19 protein-coding genes are annotated in these 20964 nt (G+C 62.6%); 8 read left to right on the forward strand and 11 right to left on the reverse strand.

What is annotated here, in order from left to right:
* Position 1: 1 nt before the first annotated feature.
* Positions 2-5164, forward strand: a complete 5163-nt coding sequence (locus ACVWVP_RS13440; RefSeq protein ID WP_457406423.1) for a dermonecrotic toxin domain-containing protein — start codon at positions 2-4, stop codon at positions 5162-5164.
* On the opposite strand, the gene ACVWVP_RS13445 is transcribed toward ACVWVP_RS13440, so the two are convergent.
* From ACVWVP_RS13445 to ACVWVP_RS13455, 3 genes are all read right to left on the reverse strand, one after another.
* Positions 5103-5729 (reverse strand): LysE family translocator, encoded by a 627-nt coding sequence (locus tag ACVWVP_RS13445; protein WP_259174098.1) that lies wholly within the window; start codon positions 5727-5729, stop codon positions 5103-5105. The genes ACVWVP_RS13440 and ACVWVP_RS13445 overlap by 62 nt on opposite strands.
* Positions 5730-5740: 11 nt before the next feature.
* A complete protein-coding gene (locus tag ACVWVP_RS13450; protein ID WP_178921341.1) occupies positions 5741-7087 on the reverse strand; it encodes an NCS2 family permease in 1347 nt (448 codons plus the stop codon).
* A gap of 241 nt (positions 7088-7328) precedes the next feature.
* A complete protein-coding gene (locus ACVWVP_RS13455; protein ID WP_259174096.1) occupies positions 7329-7769 on the reverse strand; it encodes a MarR family winged helix-turn-helix transcriptional regulator in 441 nt (146 codons plus the stop codon).
* An 81-nt stretch (positions 7770-7850) separates the two neighbouring features.
* Between ACVWVP_RS13455 and ACVWVP_RS13460 the strand changes: the two genes are divergently transcribed.
* Positions 7851-9017 (forward strand): aminotransferase-like domain-containing protein, encoded by a 1167-nt coding sequence (locus ACVWVP_RS13460; RefSeq protein WP_178921345.1) that lies wholly within the window; start codon positions 7851-7853, stop codon positions 9015-9017.
* An 11-nt stretch (positions 9018-9028) separates the two neighbouring features.
* Positions 9029-9631, forward strand: coding sequence for a glutathione S-transferase family protein (locus tag ACVWVP_RS13465; protein WP_178921346.1), 603 nt, complete (start codon positions 9029-9031; stop codon positions 9629-9631).
* 118 nt (positions 9632-9749) lie between these two features.
* On the opposite strand, the gene ACVWVP_RS13470 is transcribed toward ACVWVP_RS13465, so the two are convergent.
* Positions 9750-10646, reverse strand: a complete 897-nt coding sequence (locus tag ACVWVP_RS13470; RefSeq protein ID WP_259174095.1) for a LysR family transcriptional regulator — start codon at positions 10644-10646, stop codon at positions 9750-9752.
* Between the two features lie 111 nt (positions 10647-10757).
* Between ACVWVP_RS13470 and ACVWVP_RS13475 the strand changes: the two genes are divergently transcribed.
* Genes ACVWVP_RS13475 through ACVWVP_RS13485 form a run of 3 tightly spaced genes read left to right on the forward strand, consistent with a single transcriptional unit; the run spans position 10758 to position 13694 of the window.
* Positions 10758-12050, forward strand: coding sequence for a CitMHS family transporter (locus tag ACVWVP_RS13475; protein ID WP_457406427.1), 1293 nt, complete (start codon positions 10758-10760; stop codon positions 12048-12050).
* 1 nt (position 12051) lies between these two features.
* Complete coding sequence (locus ACVWVP_RS13480; RefSeq protein WP_457406429.1) at positions 12052-13377, forward strand: acyclic terpene utilization AtuA family protein; 1326 nt, start codon at positions 12052-12054, stop codon at positions 13375-13377.
* The gene (locus ACVWVP_RS13485; RefSeq protein ID WP_457406431.1) at positions 13374-13694 is read left to right on the forward strand and encodes an AtuA-related protein; all 321 of its coding nucleotides are present in this window, start codon (positions 13374-13376) and stop codon (positions 13692-13694) included. The genes ACVWVP_RS13480 and ACVWVP_RS13485 overlap by 4 nt, the downstream gene beginning before the upstream one ends.
* A gap of 108 nt (positions 13695-13802) precedes the next feature.
* Here ACVWVP_RS13485 and ACVWVP_RS13490 read toward each other — a convergent pair whose 3' ends face one another.
* From ACVWVP_RS13490 to ACVWVP_RS13510, 5 genes are all read right to left on the reverse strand, one after another.
* Positions 13803-14174: a glutathione S-transferase N-terminal domain-containing protein gene (locus tag ACVWVP_RS13490; protein WP_259174089.1), complete on the reverse strand. Its 372-nt coding sequence runs from the start codon at positions 14172-14174 to the stop codon at positions 13803-13805.
* Positions 14175-14276: 102 nt separating this feature from the next.
* On the reverse strand, positions 14277-14822 hold the full coding sequence (gene folE, locus ACVWVP_RS13495; protein WP_003204506.1) for a GTP cyclohydrolase I FolE: 546 nt from the start codon (positions 14820-14822) through the stop codon (positions 14277-14279).
* A gap of 78 nt (positions 14823-14900) precedes the next feature.
* Entirely contained in the window at positions 14901-15458 is a 558-nt protein-coding gene (locus ACVWVP_RS13500; RefSeq protein ID WP_259174068.1) for a Smr/MutS family protein, read from the reverse strand.
* A gap of 75 nt (positions 15459-15533) precedes the next feature.
* Positions 15534-15854, reverse strand: a complete 321-nt coding sequence (locus tag ACVWVP_RS13505) for a hypothetical protein (RefSeq protein WP_178921360.1) — start codon at positions 15852-15854, stop codon at positions 15534-15536.
* A gap of 141 nt (positions 15855-15995) precedes the next feature.
* Positions 15996-16586 (reverse strand): cysteine hydrolase family protein, encoded by a 591-nt coding sequence (locus ACVWVP_RS13510; RefSeq protein ID WP_259174067.1) that lies wholly within the window; start codon positions 16584-16586, stop codon positions 15996-15998.
* 239 nt (positions 16587-16825) lie between these two features.
* On the opposite strand from ACVWVP_RS13510, the gene prmB reads away from it, so the two are divergent.
* Positions 16826-17734 (forward strand): 50S ribosomal protein L3 N(5)-glutamine methyltransferase, encoded by a 909-nt coding sequence (gene prmB / locus ACVWVP_RS13515; RefSeq protein WP_178921364.1) that lies wholly within the window; start codon positions 16826-16828, stop codon positions 17732-17734.
* Between the two features lie 123 nt (positions 17735-17857).
* On the opposite strand, the gene ACVWVP_RS13520 is transcribed toward prmB, so the two are convergent.
* Both ACVWVP_RS13520 and ACVWVP_RS13525 read right to left on the reverse strand, forming a co-directional pair.
* Positions 17858-18664: a hypothetical protein gene (locus ACVWVP_RS13520; protein WP_457406436.1), complete on the reverse strand. Its 807-nt coding sequence runs from the start codon at positions 18662-18664 to the stop codon at positions 17858-17860.
* 99 nt (positions 18665-18763) lie between these two features.
* Positions 18764-19726: an alpha/beta hydrolase gene (locus tag ACVWVP_RS13525; protein WP_178921366.1), complete on the reverse strand. Its 963-nt coding sequence runs from the start codon at positions 19724-19726 to the stop codon at positions 18764-18766.
* A gap of 143 nt (positions 19727-19869) precedes the next feature.
* Between ACVWVP_RS13525 and aroC the strand changes: the two genes are divergently transcribed.
* Complete coding sequence (gene aroC / locus ACVWVP_RS13530) at positions 19870-20961, forward strand: chorismate synthase (RefSeq protein WP_016976377.1); 1092 nt, start codon at positions 19870-19872, stop codon at positions 20959-20961.
* The last annotated feature ends 3 nt before the right edge of the window (positions 20962-20964 follow it).

Below are 20964 nucleotides of genomic sequence, written 5' to 3' on the forward strand. Positions count from 1 at the left end.
CATGAGTCCAGACACGCCCGATCCTATCTCGCCCGCCTTCGATTTCGACGATCCCGCCGTGACCCGGGAGCAGCGCCTGGCGGCGATTCGCGCACTGCTGACACGGCGGGTCAATCGTGCGCGCGAACCCAGCCGTACGATCAACCAGATCCATGCCGCCCACGCGCGCTGCATGCACCACGCGAAAGAGCTGGGGCACCTGGCGGGGCGGGCGCCGCGCATTTTGTCCATCATCCGCCATGCCTTGCGCGAAGCGTTCGCCCTGGACCCGGACACCCTGCTCTTCAGCGAACCGCCACCGCCCCAATCGCCCCTTCACGTCAACAGCTTGACCGATCGGGCGCTGGCCTTGTTCAGCGACCCCGGTGTGCCGATCAACCTGCACCATTTCACCGCCTTGAGCGTGCAAGGCCAGCCTACGTGCGCGCTGGCGTTCAATGCCTGGCAGGCGCTGGAGCGTGTCCGACAGTTGCGGCTGTTGGACCGTATCAATAGCGCCACGGCGGACTACTGGCAGCAACTGGCCCAAGGCACCTGGCTTTCGCGTCGCGAACGCTGGGTCGAATTGCGCAAGGCGTTGTTTGCCGACCAGGCTTTCCTCGCGCATCAGCTGTTCCACCTGTCGGATAACGGTTACGCCATGCTCGGGCAACTGATCGACGCCCCCGACGCAGAGACGCGCCAGCGGGCCGGAGGGGCCTGGGCGACGGTCCAAGTGGCAACAGTCTCATGGCCCCATGCCGAGCACGGGGTGCTGGCGCTTCCGGGTGCCTTGCACATCAGTCGGGCAGGGGCCGTTGATGGGCTGCAGGTCATCTACCTGCCAGGGTTATCGCGCGGGTTTCATGAGTTCAGTTCCGGGGCCCAGATGCAGGCGCAGTTGCCCGACCTCGTGCATCGATCGTTGTTGGGGCAATGGTGGCACTACCTGCCACTGCATCGTCAGGTGCAGGCGCCGATGCCGGTCGGGAGTGCACTCACGCAAGACGCGTTGGCCCACAGTGCGCAGGCCTTGCTGGAGGGCCAATGGAACAATGAATGGGGCTGCGTGCTGTCCCTTCATTACGCTGCGCCGACAGCGCCTGACGATCCGTTGCCGAGTCGATGGCTCGCGCGCCTGCTGCGGACGGTTGAGCAGGGCCGCACGCGCCTGGGCAACGGCCTGCCATTCGAGACGGTCCTTGACACCTTGCTGGAGTGGGATCGCCAGCGTCGCCAGGCAGACATCGTGTTCTCCCGAGTGTCGGGCGACCTTTCGCGCGGTGCCTGTGAGCGTCAGGTGCAGCGTTACGAAAGTGGCATGGAGGCCTTGCTGCAGACGCCCGGTGACGATACGGCCTACCAGGCCTTTGCACGCCGCGAAGCCCAGCGCCAAGCCCAGGCGCAGATCATCGGGCATTCGACCCAGGCTGAGGAGGGGCGTCTGTTCGAGACAGGGTTCTGGCTGGAACGGCTTGATGACACCCACAAGCGCGCCACGCGGGTATTGAATGCCCGGCGCCTGGCGTTGCGCCTGGACGCCCAGCTTGATCACAGCCTTGGAATCATCAAGCAGACCCACCTGGACCGGTTGCTGGAAGTCCTCAGCAAGCCTCTGGCCAGCCAGCGCCTGGGCAGTGACACCCGTGTGCTGCGTATCGCGATGGGCAGCCACCGTTTGCAGGGGGCTTTCGTGGTGACCACCGCCCGCGCAGTGATCGAACCGACCTGGGTGCAACCGGTGATCCTGGTGGTGGCGGGCGGCTTCGGCGGGACTGCGGTGTTCGATCACTTGGAGGCCTTGTCCCAAGCGCTTCGGGCCAGCTTTGCCAGCCGTGACGGCTCGGTGTTGTGGCGGTGCATCGCTCGGGATGAGCGCGCCGCTGCACGTTTGGCCTTCTCCCGACCGACCGTGCCGGACTATCGAATCACTGAAAATGACGTACTTCACGAAGACTTCAAGGCAACGGTTGAACACTATGCGCGGTTGCGCAAACAGCTGGAGGCGGACAGGCGAGTGTTCAGTGAGGTCAGTGACCCGGCCCAGGGCCTGCAATGGCTGGCGATGGAACTGCGCGAGCACCTGCAGGTGCCGGGCAATGATGCGCGGACCCTGGCCCTGGCCAACGTCGACTTTGTTCGTTTTGCCGCCGAGCAGGCGAAAAGCCGACCGGCCTGGCTGGCCACGGCCACCACCGCCCAGCGTCAGGTCTATGGACGTTTGCAGCGGCGCTACCTGTCCAGTGCCCTGGCGCTTGAGGATCGGCTGTGGCAGGTCCTGCCGCCGTTGCACACCTTTGCACGCGAGCGGCTGGTAGCCCAACTGACCCAGGATGGTTTTTACCCGGAGCTGGACGTGGACCAGCCGCTGCTGGAGATGCCGGATGATGTCAGTGCCCAATTCTGCGGTTGGTCGAGCCAGTGCGTGCCCGGCGAGCGCCAGGTCAAAAAGGTCGCCAGCGCACAGCGCACGCCGTTCAGCCTGCTGGACCTGGCATTGCACAATCTGGACGCCCAGGCGCCGTGGACCGAATGGCGACTCAATCGCGCGCGTTATCTGCAACCTGCGTGGAAACAGCGCCTGACCCCGCGTTACCTGATCAAGACCCTGTCGGCACTGGACCTCGGTGGCCAATACCAGCGCTTGATCCAGCGCGTATTTGCGCCGGGCCCGCGCGCGCTCCCACCAGGGCTCATCGATCGCACCACCTTGCAGCTGGCGCAGATGCAGGTGTATTCGGCGGTGCGCCAGGGGCTTTCGGCAGCCGGTAAAAGCCTGTTCGACACGGCCATGACCACCAGGGGGGCGGATCACGTCAGCCTTGGTTTCTTGCGCTTGCGCGGCCATACGCTCGCCCATGACCGACATATTGCCGGCGTGCTGGTCATCACCGATACCCTGTCCCAGCGTTGCCTGGTGTATTGGCCGGGTGCCATGGGCTACCCGGTGCTCGCCGAATACAGCAGCCAGGCCGAGGCCCTGGCGCATTTGAATCGAGCAGGTGCCAACGCAGACTGTATCAAGGCGTTGGCGCAACGGGTCGCACCTGGCTGGGAAGAGGACGCCTTGGCCACTTATCCCGGGCAACCGGTACCCTTGCGAACGCCCCTGGTACTGTTGATTGCCGTCGGGTCCAGGCCTGTTCATGGCTATGGGATTCTCAGGGTGTACGAAGCGATCCGACGACTGGTGCGCAGCTTCAAGATCAGGCACAAACTGCCGGTTGCCACGCTGTCCGCCATCGAGGCGCAAATCCAGGAACAGATCGATGCGCAGCCGGGCGCCTGGTTGGCGATCGTGCCCACCTCCCAGCGCGACGCCCTGGCCCTGTTCGTCCACGCGCGCAGGCTTGAGCTTCAGCAGCAGGCCCACGCCAGTGCCAACACCCGTGCGACGCTGGCGCGCTACCGCGAGCTGCGTCTGGGCGAACAGGCGGACGCCACGGTGCGCGGTCTTTTGTCCTTCATTCCGGTGATCGGTACGGTTGTCAGCCTGTATGAACTGTTGCTGGCTGCCGGGCGCTACCACCTTAGCGGCACGCCCGAGGATGCGGTGGACGTGGCGTTTCTGACGCTGATGGCGTTTATCGATGTGCTGACGGCATTTGCCCCCGGCACCCGACCAGGCGGCAGCACCGGACTGCGCAGAGGGCTGCGCCAGCTCCATCGCCGGGGGCGCGGGTTGACTCGGCTGCCGCCAGCCCCGCGCCCCGTCACGTTGCTGGAGCGCTTCAGGAAACCCTTCTCCAGCGACGGCGCCGTGCCCCTGAGTGGGCCGGGCAACAAGGGCGTATACGTTAAAAACGGCGAGCTGTTCATGGCCGATGGCGAACACCATTACCCGATCTATCGGCGCGGGGATGAGCAAGCATGGCGGGTGAAAAGCCCGGGCGGCGAAGCGGAGGGGGAGCTGGTGCTGCAGATCCGCGAAGATCGCGACTGGGCGCTGGGCGCGGATGCGCCACCGCCATCCCCACAACCCGGCCCGAGTTCAGCGGTATGGCGGCCTTTTGCAGCGTCGCACACCACAGAGTGGGTGCCGCCGTCATTGGGGGCGCTAGAGCAACGCCTGTCCCAGGTGACCATGGCGCCCAAGACCTTTGAAGCCTGGGCGATCAATACGCCCATGACCTTGACCAACGCTGTCCCTGAACTCGGGATCTTCGACGTGTCCGGGCCGCCCTCGGCGCAGCGTTACAGGGTGCTTCAGTATGACGCTCGCCACTACCGACTGCTGCCTGACGGTTCCCAGGTGTCGCCACGTAAAGTGGTGTTCATCATTCGTGATCGTCCGCTGGAACATGCGGCCTCGTTGGACATTGCCTATTGGCTGGAGGCCGGGACCTTTGATCAACCGATACCGGCCACCTTGGGGGCGGACGGTCGCTGGACGTTCCATCGCCCGTTGTTCAGCGAGTCGTTACGGGTGTCGCTGGCGCGGGGCTTTCCGGGCATGACCGCCAACAGTCGCACGTTCCTGATCGACCGCCTGCTGGAGTTGTCTGACCCCAGCCGCCGCCTGACCGCTACCCATCTGCTGCGCCTGAAGGCGACCCTGGAGCGGTGGGGGGTGCCCAGCACTGCCGGGCAAACCGATGATCTGCTCAAGTTGTTGCGGCCCCTGCACAGTGCCAGCAGTACCAGTGTCTATATTGGCCGCGAATCGACCACACCGGGGTTTGACCGGTTGGACTTCATTCTGCGGCAACCGCCGCCACTTGATCTGCGAGCGCCCACCCAGCACAACCTGCTCGAGCGGTCCCATATGATGCAGCATGCCGTCAGGGATATCCTCGAACAACAGGGGTTCAGCGTACTTAGCGTCGAAAAGAAAGCCGGCTCTGGCGCGACCGTGGATTTCAGCTGTACCCATCCACAGTCCAACAACCTGTATTTCGTGCTCACACGCTGGGCCAATACCGCTAGCTTCAAGTTGTATGCGGCGCGTGCCATGCAACTGACTGACGAGTGGTTCAACTACCGCGCCGCCACAGCGAGCTTTGCCACGGCGTTCGCGCCCATCAAGCAAGCGATGGACGAAGGGCGCCTGGTGAGGATCATCGCAGGCATCCAATGGACACCCACGACAGCCCCGACGGTGTTCTTCGTGCGGTTCGGCAGCCTCAGGCCCGCGCCAAGGCCGCACCGCCGGCGCCAGCAAACAAGGCCGCGCTCACGCGATTGAACCAGCCCTGGCCCTTGCCGCTGCGCAAGTAACGCGCAGCGCCGTGGGCGCTGAGTCCGTAGAACACCTTGCACAGCAGGTCCAGTACGGTCCAGGTGGCGATCATGATCAGCAATTGCGGGATGAAGGCCTGCTCACTGTGGAGGAACTGCGGCAGGAATGCGGCGAAGAACAGGATGTCCTTGGGGTTGCTGGCGCCGAGTACGAAAGCCCGGCCAAACAGCGCACGAAAGCGTGGAACCGGCGCGCTGTAGGGCACTTCTGCGGCCTTGGCCGGTTGCCGCGATTGCTGCCAGCTCTGCCAGGCGAGGTAGAACAGGTACACCGCGCCGACGATCTTCAGGGCGCTGAACAACTGTTCCGATGCCAGCAGCAGCGCACCAAGGCCCAGTGCCGAAGCACTGAGCAGGAGGATCGAAGCAGATACCCCACCGAGAAACGCTGGATACGAACGGCGCAGGCCGTAGTTGAGACTGTTGCTGATCATCAACAGTGACAGTGGCCCGGGTATCAGGATCACCACCCATGCTGCGCCGCTGAACAGTAGCCAGGTTTCCAGGTTCATCCGTTGCTCCTTTATAGAAATATGAATTTGGCGATAAAGATCGCGCACAGCACCCACAGGCTCGCGGAGATTTCACGGTACTTGCCGGTGCCGGCCTTGAGCGCCACATAGGTGATGAAACCCAGGGCGATCCCGTCGGCCACCGAGAAGGTCAGCGGCATCATGATCGCAGTGACAATCGCCGGGATGCTGTCGGTGGCTTCATCCCAGTTGATGTGCGCCATGCTTGCCATCATCAGCATTGCCACGTAGATCAGCGCACCTGCCGTGGCGTAGGCCGGGATCATGCCGGCCAGCGGGGCGAAAAACATCGCCGCCACAAACAGCACACCCACGGTTACCGCCGTGAGTCCGGTACGACCACCGGCTGCCACACCGGCAGCACTTTCCACGTAGCTGGTCACGGGCGGCACGCCGACCATGGCACCGAATACGCTGGAGGCGCTGTCGGCCTTCAAGGCGCGGGACAGGTTATCGATGCGCCCATCGGCGTTCACCAGGCCGGCGCGCTGCGCGACGCCCATCAGTGTACCTGCAGTGTCGAACATGTGTACAAAAAGAAAGGCAAATACCACGCTGATCATGCTGATATTGAATACACCTTTCACGTCCATGGCCATCCAGGTCGGTGCCAGGCTCGGTGGGGTGGAGATCATGCCGTTGTAATGCACCAGGCCCAGGCCCCAGCCCGCGAAGGTGACGGCGATGATGCTGATCAGGATCGCGCCGAACACACGGTGATAGCTGAGGATGGCGATCAGCAGGAAGCACACGGCTGCCAGTAACGGTGCGGGCTCATGCAGCGAACCGAGCTTGATCAGGGTGGCGGGGCTGTCGACGATGATGCCGGCGGTCTTCAAGCCGATTACACCGAGGAACAGGCCGACACCGGCGCCCATGGCGTGGCGCAGGCTGACCGGAATGCTGTTGAGCAGCCATTCGCGCACGCGGGACAGGGTGAGGCCCATGAACAGCACGCCGGAGATAAACACCGCACCCAGCGCGGTTTCCCAGTGGTAGCCCATGGTGCCGACCACGGTGTAGGTGAAGAACGCGTTCAGGCCCATGCCGGGCGCCAGGCCCACGGGCCAGTTGGCGTACAGGCCCATCAGCAGGCAGCCCAGCGCGGCGGCGATGCAGGTGGCGACGAACGCCGCGCCGTGATCAATGCCGGCGTCGGCCATGATGTTGGGGTTGACGAAGATGATGTAGGCCATGGTGATGAAGGTGGTGAGGCCGGCGATCAGCTCGGTCTTCACTGTGGTGCCATGCACGCTGAGCTTGAACAGGCGTTCTAGCCAGCTGTTGTTGGGCGGGGCGATGTCCAGCGTCGGGGCTTCGGATTTGCGGCTTTCCACAGCGAGTACTCCTCAAGAGTTTTATTGTTATTTCCAGCGCCGGTCACAAAGGTGGGCAACAGCGCTTTGAGGTGCTGGCAAGTTTGTTGACCAATAGGTCAAGAACTCACTCGATGTGGATTATGCTTTTGTATACAAATAAAGCAAATAATGTTTTCAGTACGACAGATGAATGGCTCCTGTAGGAGCCGGCTTGCCGGCGAAAAACGCTTAGGCGCCTGGTTAATCAGGCATGCGACCGTTACACATTACGGGTAGCACACAGCGCTTGATTGACCGCCAGCCAGCCACTGACCGCCTCTTCCCCGGCGTCGCTGAAGGCCCGCTGCAACAGCTTCACCTGCTCACGCCGCAGCGACTGCTCCAGGCGTACGCCTTCCTCACTCAATTGCAGCAGGCGTTTGCGCTTGTCAGTCTCGGACGCGACGCTGTCCACCAGGTGCATTTCCTGCAATTGGCGCAGCGGGATGTTCAGCGCCTGCTTGCTCACGCCGAGCAGTTCCAGCAACTCCTTCACGCTTAAGGCCGGGTAACGCGCAATAAAAAACACGATGCGCTGGTGCACCCGGCTCAGGCCACGGCGCTCAAGCATTTCATCGGCCTTGGCGGTAAAGGCCTGGTAGCCGAAGAAGAAGGCTTCCATGGCTTCTTGCTGGCTGGCGGGATTTTTAAGGTCAAGCATATTGACGTATCCGTTGAAGTCGTCGTAATTTCGGTCAACCAGTTTGACGTATTTCCCACAGGCTTCGCTAGCGGTGACCTTATGGCCTTCTCAGAACGTGTTACGCGCCTCAAAAGCTCCTTGATCCGTGAAATCCTCGCGGCTGCCCAGCGTCCGGAAGTGATGTCGTTTGCCGGCGGCCTGCCGGCCGAAGCGATGTTGCCGGCATTGAACTGGGACGCCATGCCCTTGACCATCGGCCAATACGGCATGAGCGAAGGCGAGCCGCAACTGCGCGAATTGCTCGCCGCCGAGGCCCGCGCCCTGGGCGTGCCGTGCCAGGCCAGCCAGGTGCTGGTGGTCAGTGGCTCCCAGCAAACCCTCGACCTGGCGGCCAAGCTGTACATCGACAAGGGCACGCCGATCCTGCTGGAAGGCCCGACCTACCTGGCCGCGCTGCAAATCTTCCAGCTGTTCGGCGCCGACTGCCTCACCGTGCCGTTGGAAGCCGATGGCCCCGACCTGGCGGCCTTGCGTGCCAGGCTTGAGCGCCACCGCCCGGCGTTCATCTACCTGATCCCGACCTTCCAGAACCCTTCGGCCGTGCGTTACAGCGAGGCCAAGCGCGCGGCGGTCGCAGCCTTGCTCGATGAATTTGGCGTGACGCTGATCGAAGACGAGCCTTACCGCGAGCTGACCTTCGACGGCGGCAGCGCCAAACCCATCGCCGGGCGCCTGAAAAAAGCCAGCTGGATCTACACCGGCACAGTGTCCAAGACCTTGCTGCCGGGCCTGCGTGTCGGCTATTTGATCGCCAGCCCGGACCTGTTTCCGCACCTGCTCAAGCTCAAGCAGTCGGCGGATCTGCACACCAATCGCGTCGGGCAATGGCAGGCAATGCAGTGGATCGGCAGCGAAAAATACCAGCAGCATCGGGTGGAACTGCGCAGCTTTTACCGTGAACGCCGCGATGCATTCCAGGCTGCGCTGGAGCGTCATTTTGCGGACCTGGCCGACTGGCAGGTGCCCCAGGGCGGATTATTCTTCTGGCTGACCTTGAAACAGCCGCTGGATACCCGCACTTTGTTGGCTCCATCGCTCGATCAGGACGTCGCGTTCATGCCCGGTGAACCGTTCTTTTCCGAGCCGGACCAGCACCATGGTTCGCTGCGACTCAATTTCAGTCATATCGACCCGGCCCGTTTGGACGAAGGTCTCAAGCGTTTGGCCGCAGTGGTCCGTCAAGCACAGCACGCGCAAGCGGCATAAGGGGAAGGTCCATGTACAAGGTTTATGGCGATTACAAGTCGGGCAACTGCTACAAGGTCAAATTGATGCTCAACTTGCTGGGCATCCCGTATCAATGGATCGATGTCGATATTCTCAAGGGCGACACCCAGACCCCTGAATTCCTGGCCAAGAACCCCAACGGCAAGATCCCGGTGCTGGAGCTGGAAGACGGCACCTGCCTGTGGGAATCCAACGCGATCCTCAACTTCCTGGCTGATGGCAGCGAGTTCCTGCCCAGCGAGCCACGCCTGCGCACCCAGGTGCTGCAATGGCAGTTCTTCGAGCAGTACAGCCATGAGCCGTATATCGCAGTGGCGCGCTTCATTCAGTTTTACCTGGGACTGCCAGAAGATCGCCTCGAGGAATACAAGAAGCTGCACAAAGGCGGCTACAAGGCGCTGAAAGTCATGGAGCGCCAGCTGCAACTGACGCCGTACCTGGTGGGTGAGCAGTTCTCCATTGCCGACGTGGCCTTGTATGCCTACACCCACGTGGCTCACGAGGGTGGTTTTGACCTGGACGCCTACCCGGGCGTGCAGGCGTGGCTGGCTCGCGTTGCCAACCATCCAAAACACGTCGCGATGCTGGACTGATAATACGGTTCAGATGTGGGAGCTGGCTTGCCTGCGATGCGGGCAACTCGGTCTGTCAGTTGTGCCGAGGTGATGCCATCGCGGGCAAGCCCGGCTCCCACACAAGCCTGCTCTAATTTTAGTTCTGCGGTGTATCAGATAATTGCTCGTTCAGCAGGTCAAAGCACCGCTGCGCCGCCGGGCTCAAGCCCATCCCGCTGCGCGTGATCAAGCCGATTTCCCGGTTCACGCCGGGGTGATCGATGGGGATGCGCTTCAACCCCTCCAGGCTGTCCGCCGCCGATTCCGGCAGTACACTGATCCCCAATCCCTGACGCACCAGTGCCAATACTGTCGACATGTAGTTGGCTTCCATGCCCGCGTTCAGCGTCAGTCGCGTCTCATCGAACAACCCATCCACTTGCTCACGCACGCTGCTGTCGCGCCCGGTCAGGATGATCGGCTGGTCTGCCAGTTGCTCAAGGGTCAGTTGGCGGTGACGAGTGAGGGGGTGGCTCACCGGTACAAACGCACACAGGCGATCATTGAGCACCGGCACGAACCCCAGCCCGTGGCTGAGCCGCGCCCGCACGCCAATACCAAAATCCACTTCGCCGGAACGTACCTGGGCGTGAATGCGGTGGGCTACCAGGTCATGCAGGCGCACTTCGATCCCGGCAAAACGCTCGCGGAACAGGCGCAGCACGGGCGGCAAGGTGCCGGCGCATACCGAGGGCAGGGCGGCAAGGGTGACCACGCCCCGGCGCAAGGCCGCCAGGTCGCGGGAGCCGGTGACGATGTTGTCCAGGTCCAGCAGCAGTTTTTCCATGGGCCCACGGGCGTCCTGGCCGGCCGCAGTGAGGCTGACATGCCGCGGGCTGCGGTCGAGCAGGGCGACGCCGAGCCAGTCTTCCAGCTGTTGCACCTGCACAGTCAATGCCGAAGGTGACAGGTGCAGTTCGTTGGCCGCCTTGGTGAAACTGCCCGTACGGGCCACGGCAAGAAACGCTTGAATGTGTTGGATGCTGTTCTTCATTTTGTTTTTCCGAACACTGACCGGTGAATATTCCAATTTACAAAGACTAACCCGCTTCCAATACTCCAGGGAAAACAATAACCGGCCACCAAGGCCGCTCTGGAGTAACCCATGCTCGCAACCCTGGGTGTCATCACCATCCTGTGCCTGCTCGCTGCCGTCATGAGCAAACGCCTCTCGCCCCTGGTAGCCCTGATCGCGTTGCCGATCATCGCTGCGCTGCTCGGCGGTTTCGGCCTGCAAACCAGCGCCTTTATCATCACCGGCATCAAGAACGTCGCCCCCGTGGTGGGCATGTTTGTGTTTGCCATCCTGTTTTTCGGGATCATGACCGACGCCGGCATGCTTGACCCCATCATTGATCGCATCCTGCGCACGGTAGGGACGCGTCCTACGCGCATTGTTGTAGGCACCGCCACCCTGGCGTTGCTGGTGCACCTGGACGGTTCCGGCGCAGTGACCTTCCTGGTCACGGTGCCGGCGATGTTGCCGCTGTATACGCGGCTGGGCATCGACAAACGCATCCTCGCCTGTGTGTGTGCGATGGCGGCCGGGGTCAACTTCCTGCCATGGACCGGCCCCGTCCTGCGCTCCTCGGCGGCCCTGCATGTGCCGGTGGCTGACCTGTTCCAGCCGTTGATTCCGGTGCAGATCGTCGGTTTGATCTTTGTGTTCGCCTGCGCCTGGTGGCTGGGGCGCCGTGAGGAAAAACGCCTGGGCCTGGGCGCCGGCTCCTCGGTGGGCGCGGTGCCGCAACGGGTGCTCAGCGACGACGACATCAAGCTGCGTCGCCCGCGTCTGTTCTGGGTCAACCTGGTACTGACCGTGCTGGTGATGGTGGTGATGATCGCCGGCTGGGTCGATCCGGTGGTGATGTTCATGCTCGGCACCGTGGTCGCGCTGTGCATCAACTACCCGAACGTGGACGCCCAGCGTGCACGCATCGACGCCCATGCGAAAACCGCCCTGACCATGGCCAGCATCCTGCTCGCCGCCGGCGTGTTCACCGGCATCATGCAAGGCACCGGCATGCTCAAGGCGATTGCCGAAGTGGCGGTGGCGCAGATCCCGGCCGGCCATGGCAAGTTGATCCCGGCGGTGGTGGGCTTTATTTCCATGCCGCTGAGCATGCTGTTCGACCCCGATTCCTACTATTTCGGCGTGATGCCGGTGATCGCCGAAGTGGGCAAGGCCCTGGGCGTCGACCCGCTGCAAGTGGCCCAGGCCTCGTTGCTGGGCGTGCACACCACCGGTTTCCCGGTCAGCCCGCTGACCCCCGCAACCTTCCTGTTGGTGGGCCTGTGCAAGATCGAATTGGCCGATCACCAGCGCTTCACCATTCCGTTTCTGTTTGCCGCGTCGGTGCTGATGACCCTGACCGCGTTGCTCCTGGGAGTAATTTGAGATGAAAACCTTGCGCATCGGTTCCGGCGCCGGCTACTCCGGCGACCGTATCGAGCCCGCCGTGGAACTGGCCGAACAAGGCGATCTGGATTACCTGGTGTTCGAGTGCCTGGCTGAACGCACGATCGCGTTGGCGCAACAGGCACGGATCAACGACCCACAGGGCGGCTACGACCCGCTGCTGAGTGAACGCATGCGCCGCGTGCTGCCCTTTGTCGGCACGAAGGCCGGGCGCCGACGCTTGCGAGTGATCACCAATATGGGCGCGGCCAACCCGGTGGCGGCGGCTGATGAAGTGCGACGGATTGCGGCTGAGCTGGGCCGGGCTCTCAAGGTGGTTGCCGTGGTCGGCGATGACGTATTGCAGGCCTTGCAACCCGAGTTTGTGCTGGATAACGGCCAGACCGTTGGCTCCTTGGGCGAGCGGCTGCTTTCGGCGAACGCCTACCTGGGCGTCGACGGCATTCTGCAGGCGTTGCACGCGGATGCGGACGTGGTGATCACCGGGCGCGTGGCTGACCCTTCGCTGTTCCTGGCGCCGCAGATGTTTGAATTCGGCTGGGCGCAGGACGATTGGCAGCGCCTGGGGCGCGGCACGCTGGTGGGGCATTTGCTTGAGTGTGCCGGGCAGGTCAGCGGTGGTTACTTCGCTGACCCCGGGTTCAAGGATGTGGATGACCTGGCGCGCCTGGGTTTTCCGTTGGCCGAGATCGATGCCGAGGGTGAAGCGCTGATCACCAAGGTCAACGGTTCAGGTGGTCGCGTCAGCCGCGCTACGTGTACGGAGCAATTGATCTATGAGGTGCATGACCCGTCGGCGTACCTGACGCCGGATGTGACGGCCGATTTTTCCAAGGTCGGGTTTGTTGAAGAAAGCGTTGATCGGGTGCGTGCCCAGGGCGCGGGAGGGCGTTCGCGGCCCGAACAGTTGAAAGTCAGTGTCGGTTATCTGGACGGTTGGATTGGCGAGGGGCAGATGTCCTACGGCGGGCCTGGCGCTGTCGCACGGGCCCAACTGGCGCGGGATGTGGTGCTCAAGCGCCTGGAATTGATGGGCGTGAAGATGCAGGACGTACGCGCCGAATTGATCGGCATGGACTCGCTGCACGGCCCACGCAGCGGCGTTGAACCCTGGGAAGTGCGCCTGCGCGTAGCGGCCCGTTGTGAAGCGCGCAGCGAAGCGGTGCGCGTGGGCAATGAGGTGGAAACCCTCTACACCAACGGCCCGTCGGGCGGCGGTGGGGCGAGTAAAAGCGTGCGGCAGGTGGTGGCGGTGGCGTCGTTATTACTGCCACGCGATAAGGTCAATCCGAGGATTCAAGCATGAAGCTGCACACGCTGGCCCATTCCCGTACCGGGGACAAGGGCGACACGTCGAACATCTCGATCATTGCGTACCGGGCCGAAGATTATCCATTGCTGTGTGAGCACCTGACCGCTGAGCGTGTGGCCGAGTACTTCGCGGGCTTGCGCGAGCCAGGGGAGGCGCCGGTGCGACGGTATGAATTGCCCAATGTGCAGGCGCTGAACTTCGTGCTGCCGGGGATTTTGCGTGGCGGGGTGACACGTTCGCTGGCGCTGGATGCCCATGGCAAGTGCCTGGGCTCGGCGCTGCTGGAACTGGATTTGATAACACCGAACTAAATGTGGGAGCTGGCTTGCCTGCGATAGCGGCGGGTCAGCTTGCACTTTTGCTACTGATACACCGCTATCGCAGGCAAGCCAGCTCCCACAAGGGTTAACTCGCGTGTATCAGACCGCGGCGAAGCGCTTGTCCAGGTAGTCGATGATCACCTTGGAGTCGTACATCCAGGTGGTCTGGCCGTTCTCTTCGATGCGCAGGCACGGCACCTTGATCTTGCCGCCTTGCTCCAGCAGGGTCTGGCGGTCCTGCTCGTTGTTCTTGGCGTCCTTCAACGCCACCGGCACATTCAGGCGGTGCAGGGTGCGGCGGGTCTTCACGCAAAACGGGCAAGCGTGGAACTGGTACAGGGTCAGGTCCTTGGCGGCCTCGTTCACCTGTGCCTGCTGTTCGGCAGGGCGCTGCTTTTTACGTGGACGGGTCAGGAAGTCGCCCGCGATGATGACGTGGCCGAGGCCCACTCGAAGTGCTTTGACGAACATGGCTTGAACCTCTTGCCCAGGACAGAAGGGGTCGCAGCTTACAGCAATTCTGCGGGCGAAAAAAAACCGGCGATGAGCGCCGGTCTTTTCCTGCCCAGCCGATTACTTGATCAGGCTGAGGAATTCGCTGCGGGTGGCCGCGTTTTCGCGGAACTCACCGAGCATCACCGAGGTGATCATCGACGAATTCTGTTTTTCGACGCCACGCATCATCATGCACATGTGCTTGGCTTCGATCACCACGGCAACGCCCAGGGCACCGGTCACCTGCTGGACCGCATCGGCGATCTGGCGGCTGAGGTTTTCCTGGATCTGCAGGCGGCGGGCGTACATGTCGACAATCCGCGCGACCTTCGACAGGCCCAGCACTTTGCCGCTCGGGATATACGCCACGTGGGCCTTGCCGATGAACGGCAGCAGGTGGTGTTCGCACAGCGAGTACAACTCGATGTCCTTGACCAGCACCATTTCGCTGTTGTCGGAGCTGAACAAGGCACCGTTGGTGACTTCTTCCAGCGTCTGTTCATAACCGCGGCAGAGGTACTGCATCGCCTTGGCGGCACGCTTTGGCGTGTCGAGCAGGCCCTCGCGGGAAACGTCCTCGCCGAGCTGGCCGAGGATCGCGGTGTAATTCTGTTCCAGGGACATGAAACTACCTGTGGGATTTTCGCAAAGCGCAAGGTTACGGTGGCGGACACATCGCTGCAAGCCTGACGATGGCAGTTGTTACTCGTCGCGGCCTTCCATCATGGTGCGCTTGAGCATCACATACACGGCACCCGCGCCGCCGTGGCGGGCCTGGCACGAGGTAAAGCCGAGCACCTGGGCGTGTTGGCGCAACCAGGTATTGACGTGACTCTTGATCATTGGCCGCTTGCCATCGAGCCGCACGGCCTTGCCGTGGGTGACGCGCACGCAGCGGATTTCGAACCGGGTGGCTTCGGCCAGGAAGGCCCAGAGGGTCTCCCGGGCTTTTTCCACGGTCATGCCGTGCAGGTCCAGGCTGCCCTCGAAGGGGATCTGGCCGACCTTGAGTTTGCGCATCTGGCTTTCCTGCACGCCATCGCGGGCCCACATCAGCTCGTCTTCGGGGCCGACGTCGATCACAAACTGGTCCGACAGGCCGTCCACGGTGGTGGCATCGGTGCGCACGGTCGCGGCCTGGCGCAGCTTGGCGATCTGCGCGCGGTCAGCCTTGGGTTTACCGGTGTCGGCACGGTCGTGCTTGATCGGCTTGACGCCGCGCAGCTCGTTTTTGAACAGGGAAAAATCGTCGTCTTGCATGTCAGCCTCCGCGAAGGGCGGGCAGTTTACCTAAATCGCGGCGGCCGGGGCGCAGGAAACGCTATCCAAGCGCCATCAGTCGTGCTTTTTCATCAGGTGCGAAGCGATATTGAGCGACAACGGCTGGCGCATTTTTCGACGACTACGGCGCCACAACCAAATGCCCAACCACAGCACCAGCAGCCCGATCGCCAACAGGATAGCCGAACCGCCAGGGCTGGCGTTCAATTCGCCCAGGGCGGGCGAGTGACCTAACAACCCGGCGCCACCCGCGCCAGCCATCAACAAACCTACAATCGCCAGCAGCGCGGCAAAGCCAGCCACCAGGCGCAGACGCCAGTTGCTCGGGCCCTTGGGGCGCAAGCGACGAGCATCAAAACCATCGGATATCTTCATTCCGACCTTTCCTCCAGGGTATCGGCCCTTCGACCGGACAATACACAGGTTGTTCCGGGGGGAGGGGTAAATGCGCCAAATGAGAGGGCTTTGCGGATGAGCGGGGCCGTAGACAGGCCGCGCCGCTCACCGGAAGGTCGATCAGATCAGATCTTTGGTCAACGCCAGGGTGGCGAAGTTATCGGCCATGATGGCCATTTCGGTCTGTTGCACGTGCTCGGCGCTCAGGATGCCGCCTTTGTAAGGCAGGTCGCGGGTGGCGCAGGCGTCTTCCACCAGGGTGCAGCGAAAGCCCAGGTTCTTGGCCGCGCGCACGGTGGTGCTGACACTGGAGTGGCTCATGAAACCGCACACGATCAGGTCGAGGGAGCCCAGGTCTTGCAGGTGTTTTTCCAGGCCGGTGCCGTGGAATGCGCTGGGCAGCAGCTTACCGATGATGGTTTCGTCACCTTCGGGTTCCAGGCCGGGAATGAACTGGCCGCGCTCGCCCTGGGGGTCGAACAGGCCGCCCACGGTACCGAGGTGGCGCACATGCACGATGGGACGTCCGGCGTTACGTGCTGCAGCGACCAGCTGCTTGATGTTGCCAACCGCCGCATCCATGCCCGAGAGGGCGAGTGGGCCGCTGAGGTATTCCTTCTGGGCGTCGATGATCACGAGGGTCGCATGGTTCAGGTTGGCTGCTGCGTAACCGCGACCGCTGAGTTGAAACATCGTCTTTGGAACGGACATTCTGGGGCTCCTGTGAGGGGGGCTTTTGCGACATTGTCCACTGGCTGAGCGGTTCTGTGAACCGCTACCATCGTAAGGTACGCCGTTGTTGGCGTTCAGCCATGTCAAGTGGGCGGGTTGTTTAGCGCAATGATGGCAAAATGGATGAAATCCGACGGATGGCGAAGGATTTTCGTACATCGAAGGGACAGGCGAAGGCTGTTAGAATCGCCCGTCGTTTTTTCCAGGAGTTCTCCCCCGTGATCACATCCCGCCTGCGCACCTTGCGCGACCACATCCGTTGGGCTGTCAGCCGTTTCCATGGGGAAGACCTGTTTTTCGGCCATGGCACCGATAATGCCTGGGACGAAGCCCGGCAATTGGTGCTCGGTGCCTTGCACCTGCCATGGGAAATTGCTGACAGCTACTTGGATTGCAATCTCGAAGAAGAGGAAATCTCCCATGTGCAGCGTCTGCTGCATCGTCGTATCCATGAGCGCGTGCCCACCGCCTACCTGCTGAAAGAGGCGTGGTTCTGCGGGCTGTCGTTTATTGTCGATGAACGCGTGTTGATCCCGCGTTCCCCGATTGGCGAGCTGATCGAAAACCGCTTCGAGCCCTGGCTCGCGCAACCACCGGCGCGCATCCTCGACCTGTGCACCGGTTCCGGTTGCATCGGTATTGCCTGCGCCTATGAGTTCCAGGACGCCGAAGTGGTATTGGGGGACTTGTCCTTCGAAGCGCTGGAAGTGGCCAACCAGAACATCGAACGTCATGGCGTCGATGAGCGCGTGTACACCGTACAGGGCGATGGCTTCGACGGCCTGCCGGGCCAGCGTTTTGACCTGATCGTGTCCAACCCGCCGTATGTCGATGCCGAAGATTTCGCCGACATGCCCGACGAATACCAGCACGAACCGGAACTGGGCCTGGCCTGCGGTGATGATGGCTTGAACTTGGTGCGGCGCATGTTGGCCGAAGCGGCAGACCACCTGACCGAGAAGGGGTTGCTGATCGTTGAGGTGGGCAACAGCCAGGTGCACGTCGAGGCGTTGTACCCGGAAGTGGACTTTGCCTGGCTGGACTTCCAGCGCGGCGGTCACGGCGTATTCATGTTGACGGCCGAGCAGTGCCGCCAGCATCAGGCCGTCTTCGCCGCCCGCATTTAACCCAATCGCAAGATAGAACGCGGTCAATGTGGGAGCTGGCTTGCCTGCGATAGCGATGGTGAATTCACTGCCGCTATCGAAGGCAAGCCAGCTCCCACCTGTTTGACCGCATTTCAGCCGCTGTCAGCGGTGCGTGGCAATCCAGATCAACAGCCCCGCCTGAAACACGGTAAACGCCACCAGGCAGGTGATGGTAAAGCGCAAGCCGCTGTCTTCACGCTTGAACTTGGTGACCTTTTCCTCTTCCTTGCGCAGCTTCACTTCCTGCTCTGCCAGGTTCTGTTCGGCCTGCTGCAGCATCTGCGCGGCTTCGAGGATCTCCACGAACTGCAGCTTCTCAGTGTTCCAGCTGTCCAGTACGTCGCTGACCTTGCCCGGTTGCACGTTGCCCTTTAGGTGCTGCACATCGGCGTAAGCCACATCAAACCCCTGGATACGCAGGAAGTGGTCGCGGCGCAGGCGCGTGGCTTCGTTCAGTGCGTCCTTGTTGGCCAGGTCCACACCGTCGACGCGGTAGTGGGACCACTTCTTCTTCGCCCACGCCGCCCCTTGTGCCACCAGGAAACGGCCGATGCCACGGTTGGCGGGTTCGATTTCCAGGCTGTTGCCCGGGCCGAAATGCACACGATGGGTGTCGTGGTCGACCCAGATGTCCAAATGGTTCTGCTCGCGGCGCACCCGTTGCCCCGGCAATTGAATCACCATGCGCAACAGGCTATGGCGTTTATCGTGGCGCTCGGCGTAGCCGAACTGCACGAAGCGCAGTGGTCGCACGCCGGTGGCGCGATCCGTGGCCAGGGGCGCCAGGCGCAGCATCTTGAAACGTTCGGCCTGCACGTCCGCCCACGGCAAGGCGGCCGCGTCGTTGGCCTCGGTTTTTTCAGCCGGGGTTTCGGCGGTCGGTTCCGGTGTTGCTTCAGTGGTTGTCATGCGGCGCGATCCTGTCCAAGCCCAGCGAGTCGGCAGTCTTTTTACTGTCGACACTGGGCTTATCGGCCGCTTTCTCCAGGACTGGAGGCAAATAGTCGCTTAACGGGGCCCAAGTCCGCCGATAAAGCGCACCACACGCTCACCCAGCTCGGCGGCCAGGGGTAATTGCGGGTCGTTGTAGGAGGCCAATTGTTCCTTCACGTTGTTGGGCACGATGCGCATCACGTGGTTCATGCCTTCGATCACCGCCAACTGCGCATCGGGCTTGGCCTTTTTCAGTTGCCGGGCATCGCCCACGCCCACCTGGATATCGTTGGTGCCCTGGAGGATCAGGGCCGGCATCTTCAACTTCGCAAAGGCGGCTGAGGGATCGGCGCGGAACAGGCTGATCAGGTAAGGCTGTACGCTCGGCCGGAATATCCCCTCCAACGGGCCCGGCACATCGGCATCCACCTGGCCAGCCTTGAGGTGGTCGAGGATTTCATTGCTGCGCAGTAGCAGGGCAGGGGGCAGATGGTCGGCCAGTTGCTGGCGGATCACCTGGTCGACCGGGCGGGCGCTGCCGGACAGGGAAATGACCCCGGCCGGGTCGAGTTGCGGTGCGGCAAGGGCCGCCACCAACGCGCCTTCACTGTGGCCCAGCACGATCAGCGGGCCCATGCGTTTGTCGGCCTTGAGCAGCTTGCCCCAGGCCACGGCGTCAGCCACATAGGCGTCGAGGGTCAGGTTGCGTTCGTCCGGGGTGGCGGCCAGGCTGGCGGCCACGCCGCGCTTGTCGTAGCGCACGCTGGCGATGTTATGCCGGGCCAGCACCCAGGCCAGGCGCTTGAGGCTGTCATTGCGTGCGCCGTCGGCGCTGTTGCCATTGCGGTCCGTGGGGCCGGAGCCGGCGATGATCAGCACCACCGGCACCGGGGTGTCGGACTGGGGCAGCAGCAACGAGCCAAACAGCTCGCCGCTGCCGGTGTCCAGGCTGATGGGACGTTGCAGCACGACGGGGGAGGCGGCCTGGGCCACGGCGGTAAACAGGGTGAGGGTAAACAGCAGAACTCGCAGCATTATCGCGCCATTATGAGAGAGGTGCCGGTTGGACAGAGGTCTACCGGTAAGGTTTCGAGGATGAACTAGTCGATTAGCCTGCGTATACTGGCGCCCTTAAGTTATTACGGTTGACTTGATTCAACTGATTTCACGGAGCGCCCTGCATGTCCGGCAATACCTTCGGCAAACTGTTCACTGTCACCACCGCGGGCGAAAGCCATGGCCCGGCGTTGGTCGCCATTGTCGACGGCTGCCCGCCGGGTCTGGAGCTGTCTCTGGAAGACCTGCAGCGTGACCTCGACCGCCGCAAGCCCGGCACCAGCCGCCACACCACCCAGCGCCAGGAGCCCGACGAAGTCGAGATCCTCTCCGGCGTGTTCGAAGGCCGCACCACCGGTTGCGCCATCGGCCTGCTGATCCGCAACACCGACCAGAAGTCCAAGGACTACTCGGCCATCAAGGACCTGTTCCGCCCGGCCCACGCCGACTACACCTACCACCACAAATACGGCGAGCGTGATTACCGTGGCGGTGGCCGCAGTTCCGCGCGCGAAACCGCGATGCGCGTAGCGGCCGGTGCGATTGCCAAGAAGTACCTGGCCACCCAGGGCATTGTGATCCGTGGCTACATGAGCCAGCTGGGCCCGATCGAAATCCCGTTCAAGACCTGGGACAGCGTCGAAGACAACGCCTTCTTCAGCCCCGACCCGGACAAAGTGCCAGAGCTGGAGGCCTACATGGACCAGCTGCGCCGCGACCAGGACTCGGTCGGTGCCAAGATCACCGTGGTGGCCGAAGGCGTCAAGCCTGGCCTGGGCGAACCGATCTTCGACCGCCTGGACGCCGAACTGGCCCACGCGCTGATGAGCATCAATGCCGTGAAAGGTGTGGAAATCGGCGCCGGTTTCGCCTGTGTGTCCCAACGTGGCACCGAGCACCGCGACGAGCTGACCCCGGAAGGTTTCCTCAGCAACAACGCGGGCGGCATCCTCGGTGGCATTTCTTCCGGCCAGCCGATCGTGGCGCACCTGGCACTCAAGGCCACGTCGAGCATCACCACGCCGGGCCGTTCGATCGATGTGCACGGCAACCCGGTGGACGTGATCACCAAGGGCCGTCACGACCCCTGCGTGGGCATCCGTGCCACGCCGATTGCCGAGGCGATGATGGCCATCGTGCTGATGGACCACCTGCTGCGCAATCGCGGACAAAACGCCGACGTGCGCGTGAGTACCCCGGTGCTGGGCCAATTGTGACAG

The organism is Pseudomonas sp. TE24901 (assembly GCF_054058375.1).

Coding starts and splice junctions, on each gene's coding strand:
- ACVWVP_RS13440 (WP_457406423.1), top strand. CDS start 2: ATGAGTCCAGACACGCCCGATCCTATCTCGCCCGCCTTCGATTTCGAC.
- ACVWVP_RS13445 (WP_259174098.1), bottom strand. CDS start 5,729: ATGAACCTGGAAACCTGGCTACTGTTCAGCGGCGCAGCATGGGTGGTG.
- ACVWVP_RS13455 (WP_259174096.1), bottom strand. CDS start 7,769: ATGCTTGACCTTAAAAATCCCGCCAGCCAGCAAGAAGCCATGGAAGCC.
- ACVWVP_RS13460 (WP_178921345.1), top strand. CDS start 7,851: ATGGCCTTCTCAGAACGTGTTACGCGCCTCAAAAGCTCCTTGATCCGT.
- ACVWVP_RS13465 (WP_178921346.1), top strand. CDS start 9,029: ATGTACAAGGTTTATGGCGATTACAAGTCGGGCAACTGCTACAAGGTC.
- ACVWVP_RS13470 (WP_259174095.1), bottom strand. CDS start 10,646: ATGAAGAACAGCATCCAACACATTCAAGCGTTTCTTGCCGTGGCCCGT.
- ACVWVP_RS13475 (WP_457406427.1), top strand. CDS start 10,758: ATGCTCGCAACCCTGGGTGTCATCACCATCCTGTGCCTGCTCGCTGCC.
- ACVWVP_RS13480 (WP_457406429.1), top strand. CDS start 12,052: ATGAAAACCTTGCGCATCGGTTCCGGCGCCGGCTACTCCGGCGACCGT.
- ACVWVP_RS13485 (WP_457406431.1), top strand. CDS start 13,374: ATGAAGCTGCACACGCTGGCCCATTCCCGTACCGGGGACAAGGGCGAC.
- ACVWVP_RS13490 (WP_259174089.1), bottom strand. CDS start 14,174: ATGTTCGTCAAAGCACTTCGAGTGGGCCTCGGCCACGTCATCATCGCG.
- folE (WP_003204506.1), bottom strand. CDS start 14,822: ATGTCCCTGGAACAGAATTACACCGCGATCCTCGGCCAGCTCGGCGAG.
- ACVWVP_RS13500 (WP_259174068.1), bottom strand. CDS start 15,458: ATGCAAGACGACGATTTTTCCCTGTTCAAAAACGAGCTGCGCGGCGTC.
- ACVWVP_RS13505 (WP_178921360.1), bottom strand. CDS start 15,854: ATGAAGATATCCGATGGTTTTGATGCTCGTCGCTTGCGCCCCAAGGGC.
- ACVWVP_RS13510 (WP_259174067.1), bottom strand. CDS start 16,586: ATGTCCGTTCCAAAGACGATGTTTCAACTCAGCGGTCGCGGTTACGCA.
- ACVWVP_RS13520 (WP_457406436.1), bottom strand. CDS start 18,664: ATGACAACCACTGAAGCAACACCGGAACCGACCGCCGAAACCCCGGCT.
- aroC (WP_016976377.1), top strand. CDS start 19,870: ATGTCCGGCAATACCTTCGGCAAACTGTTCACTGTCACCACCGCGGGC.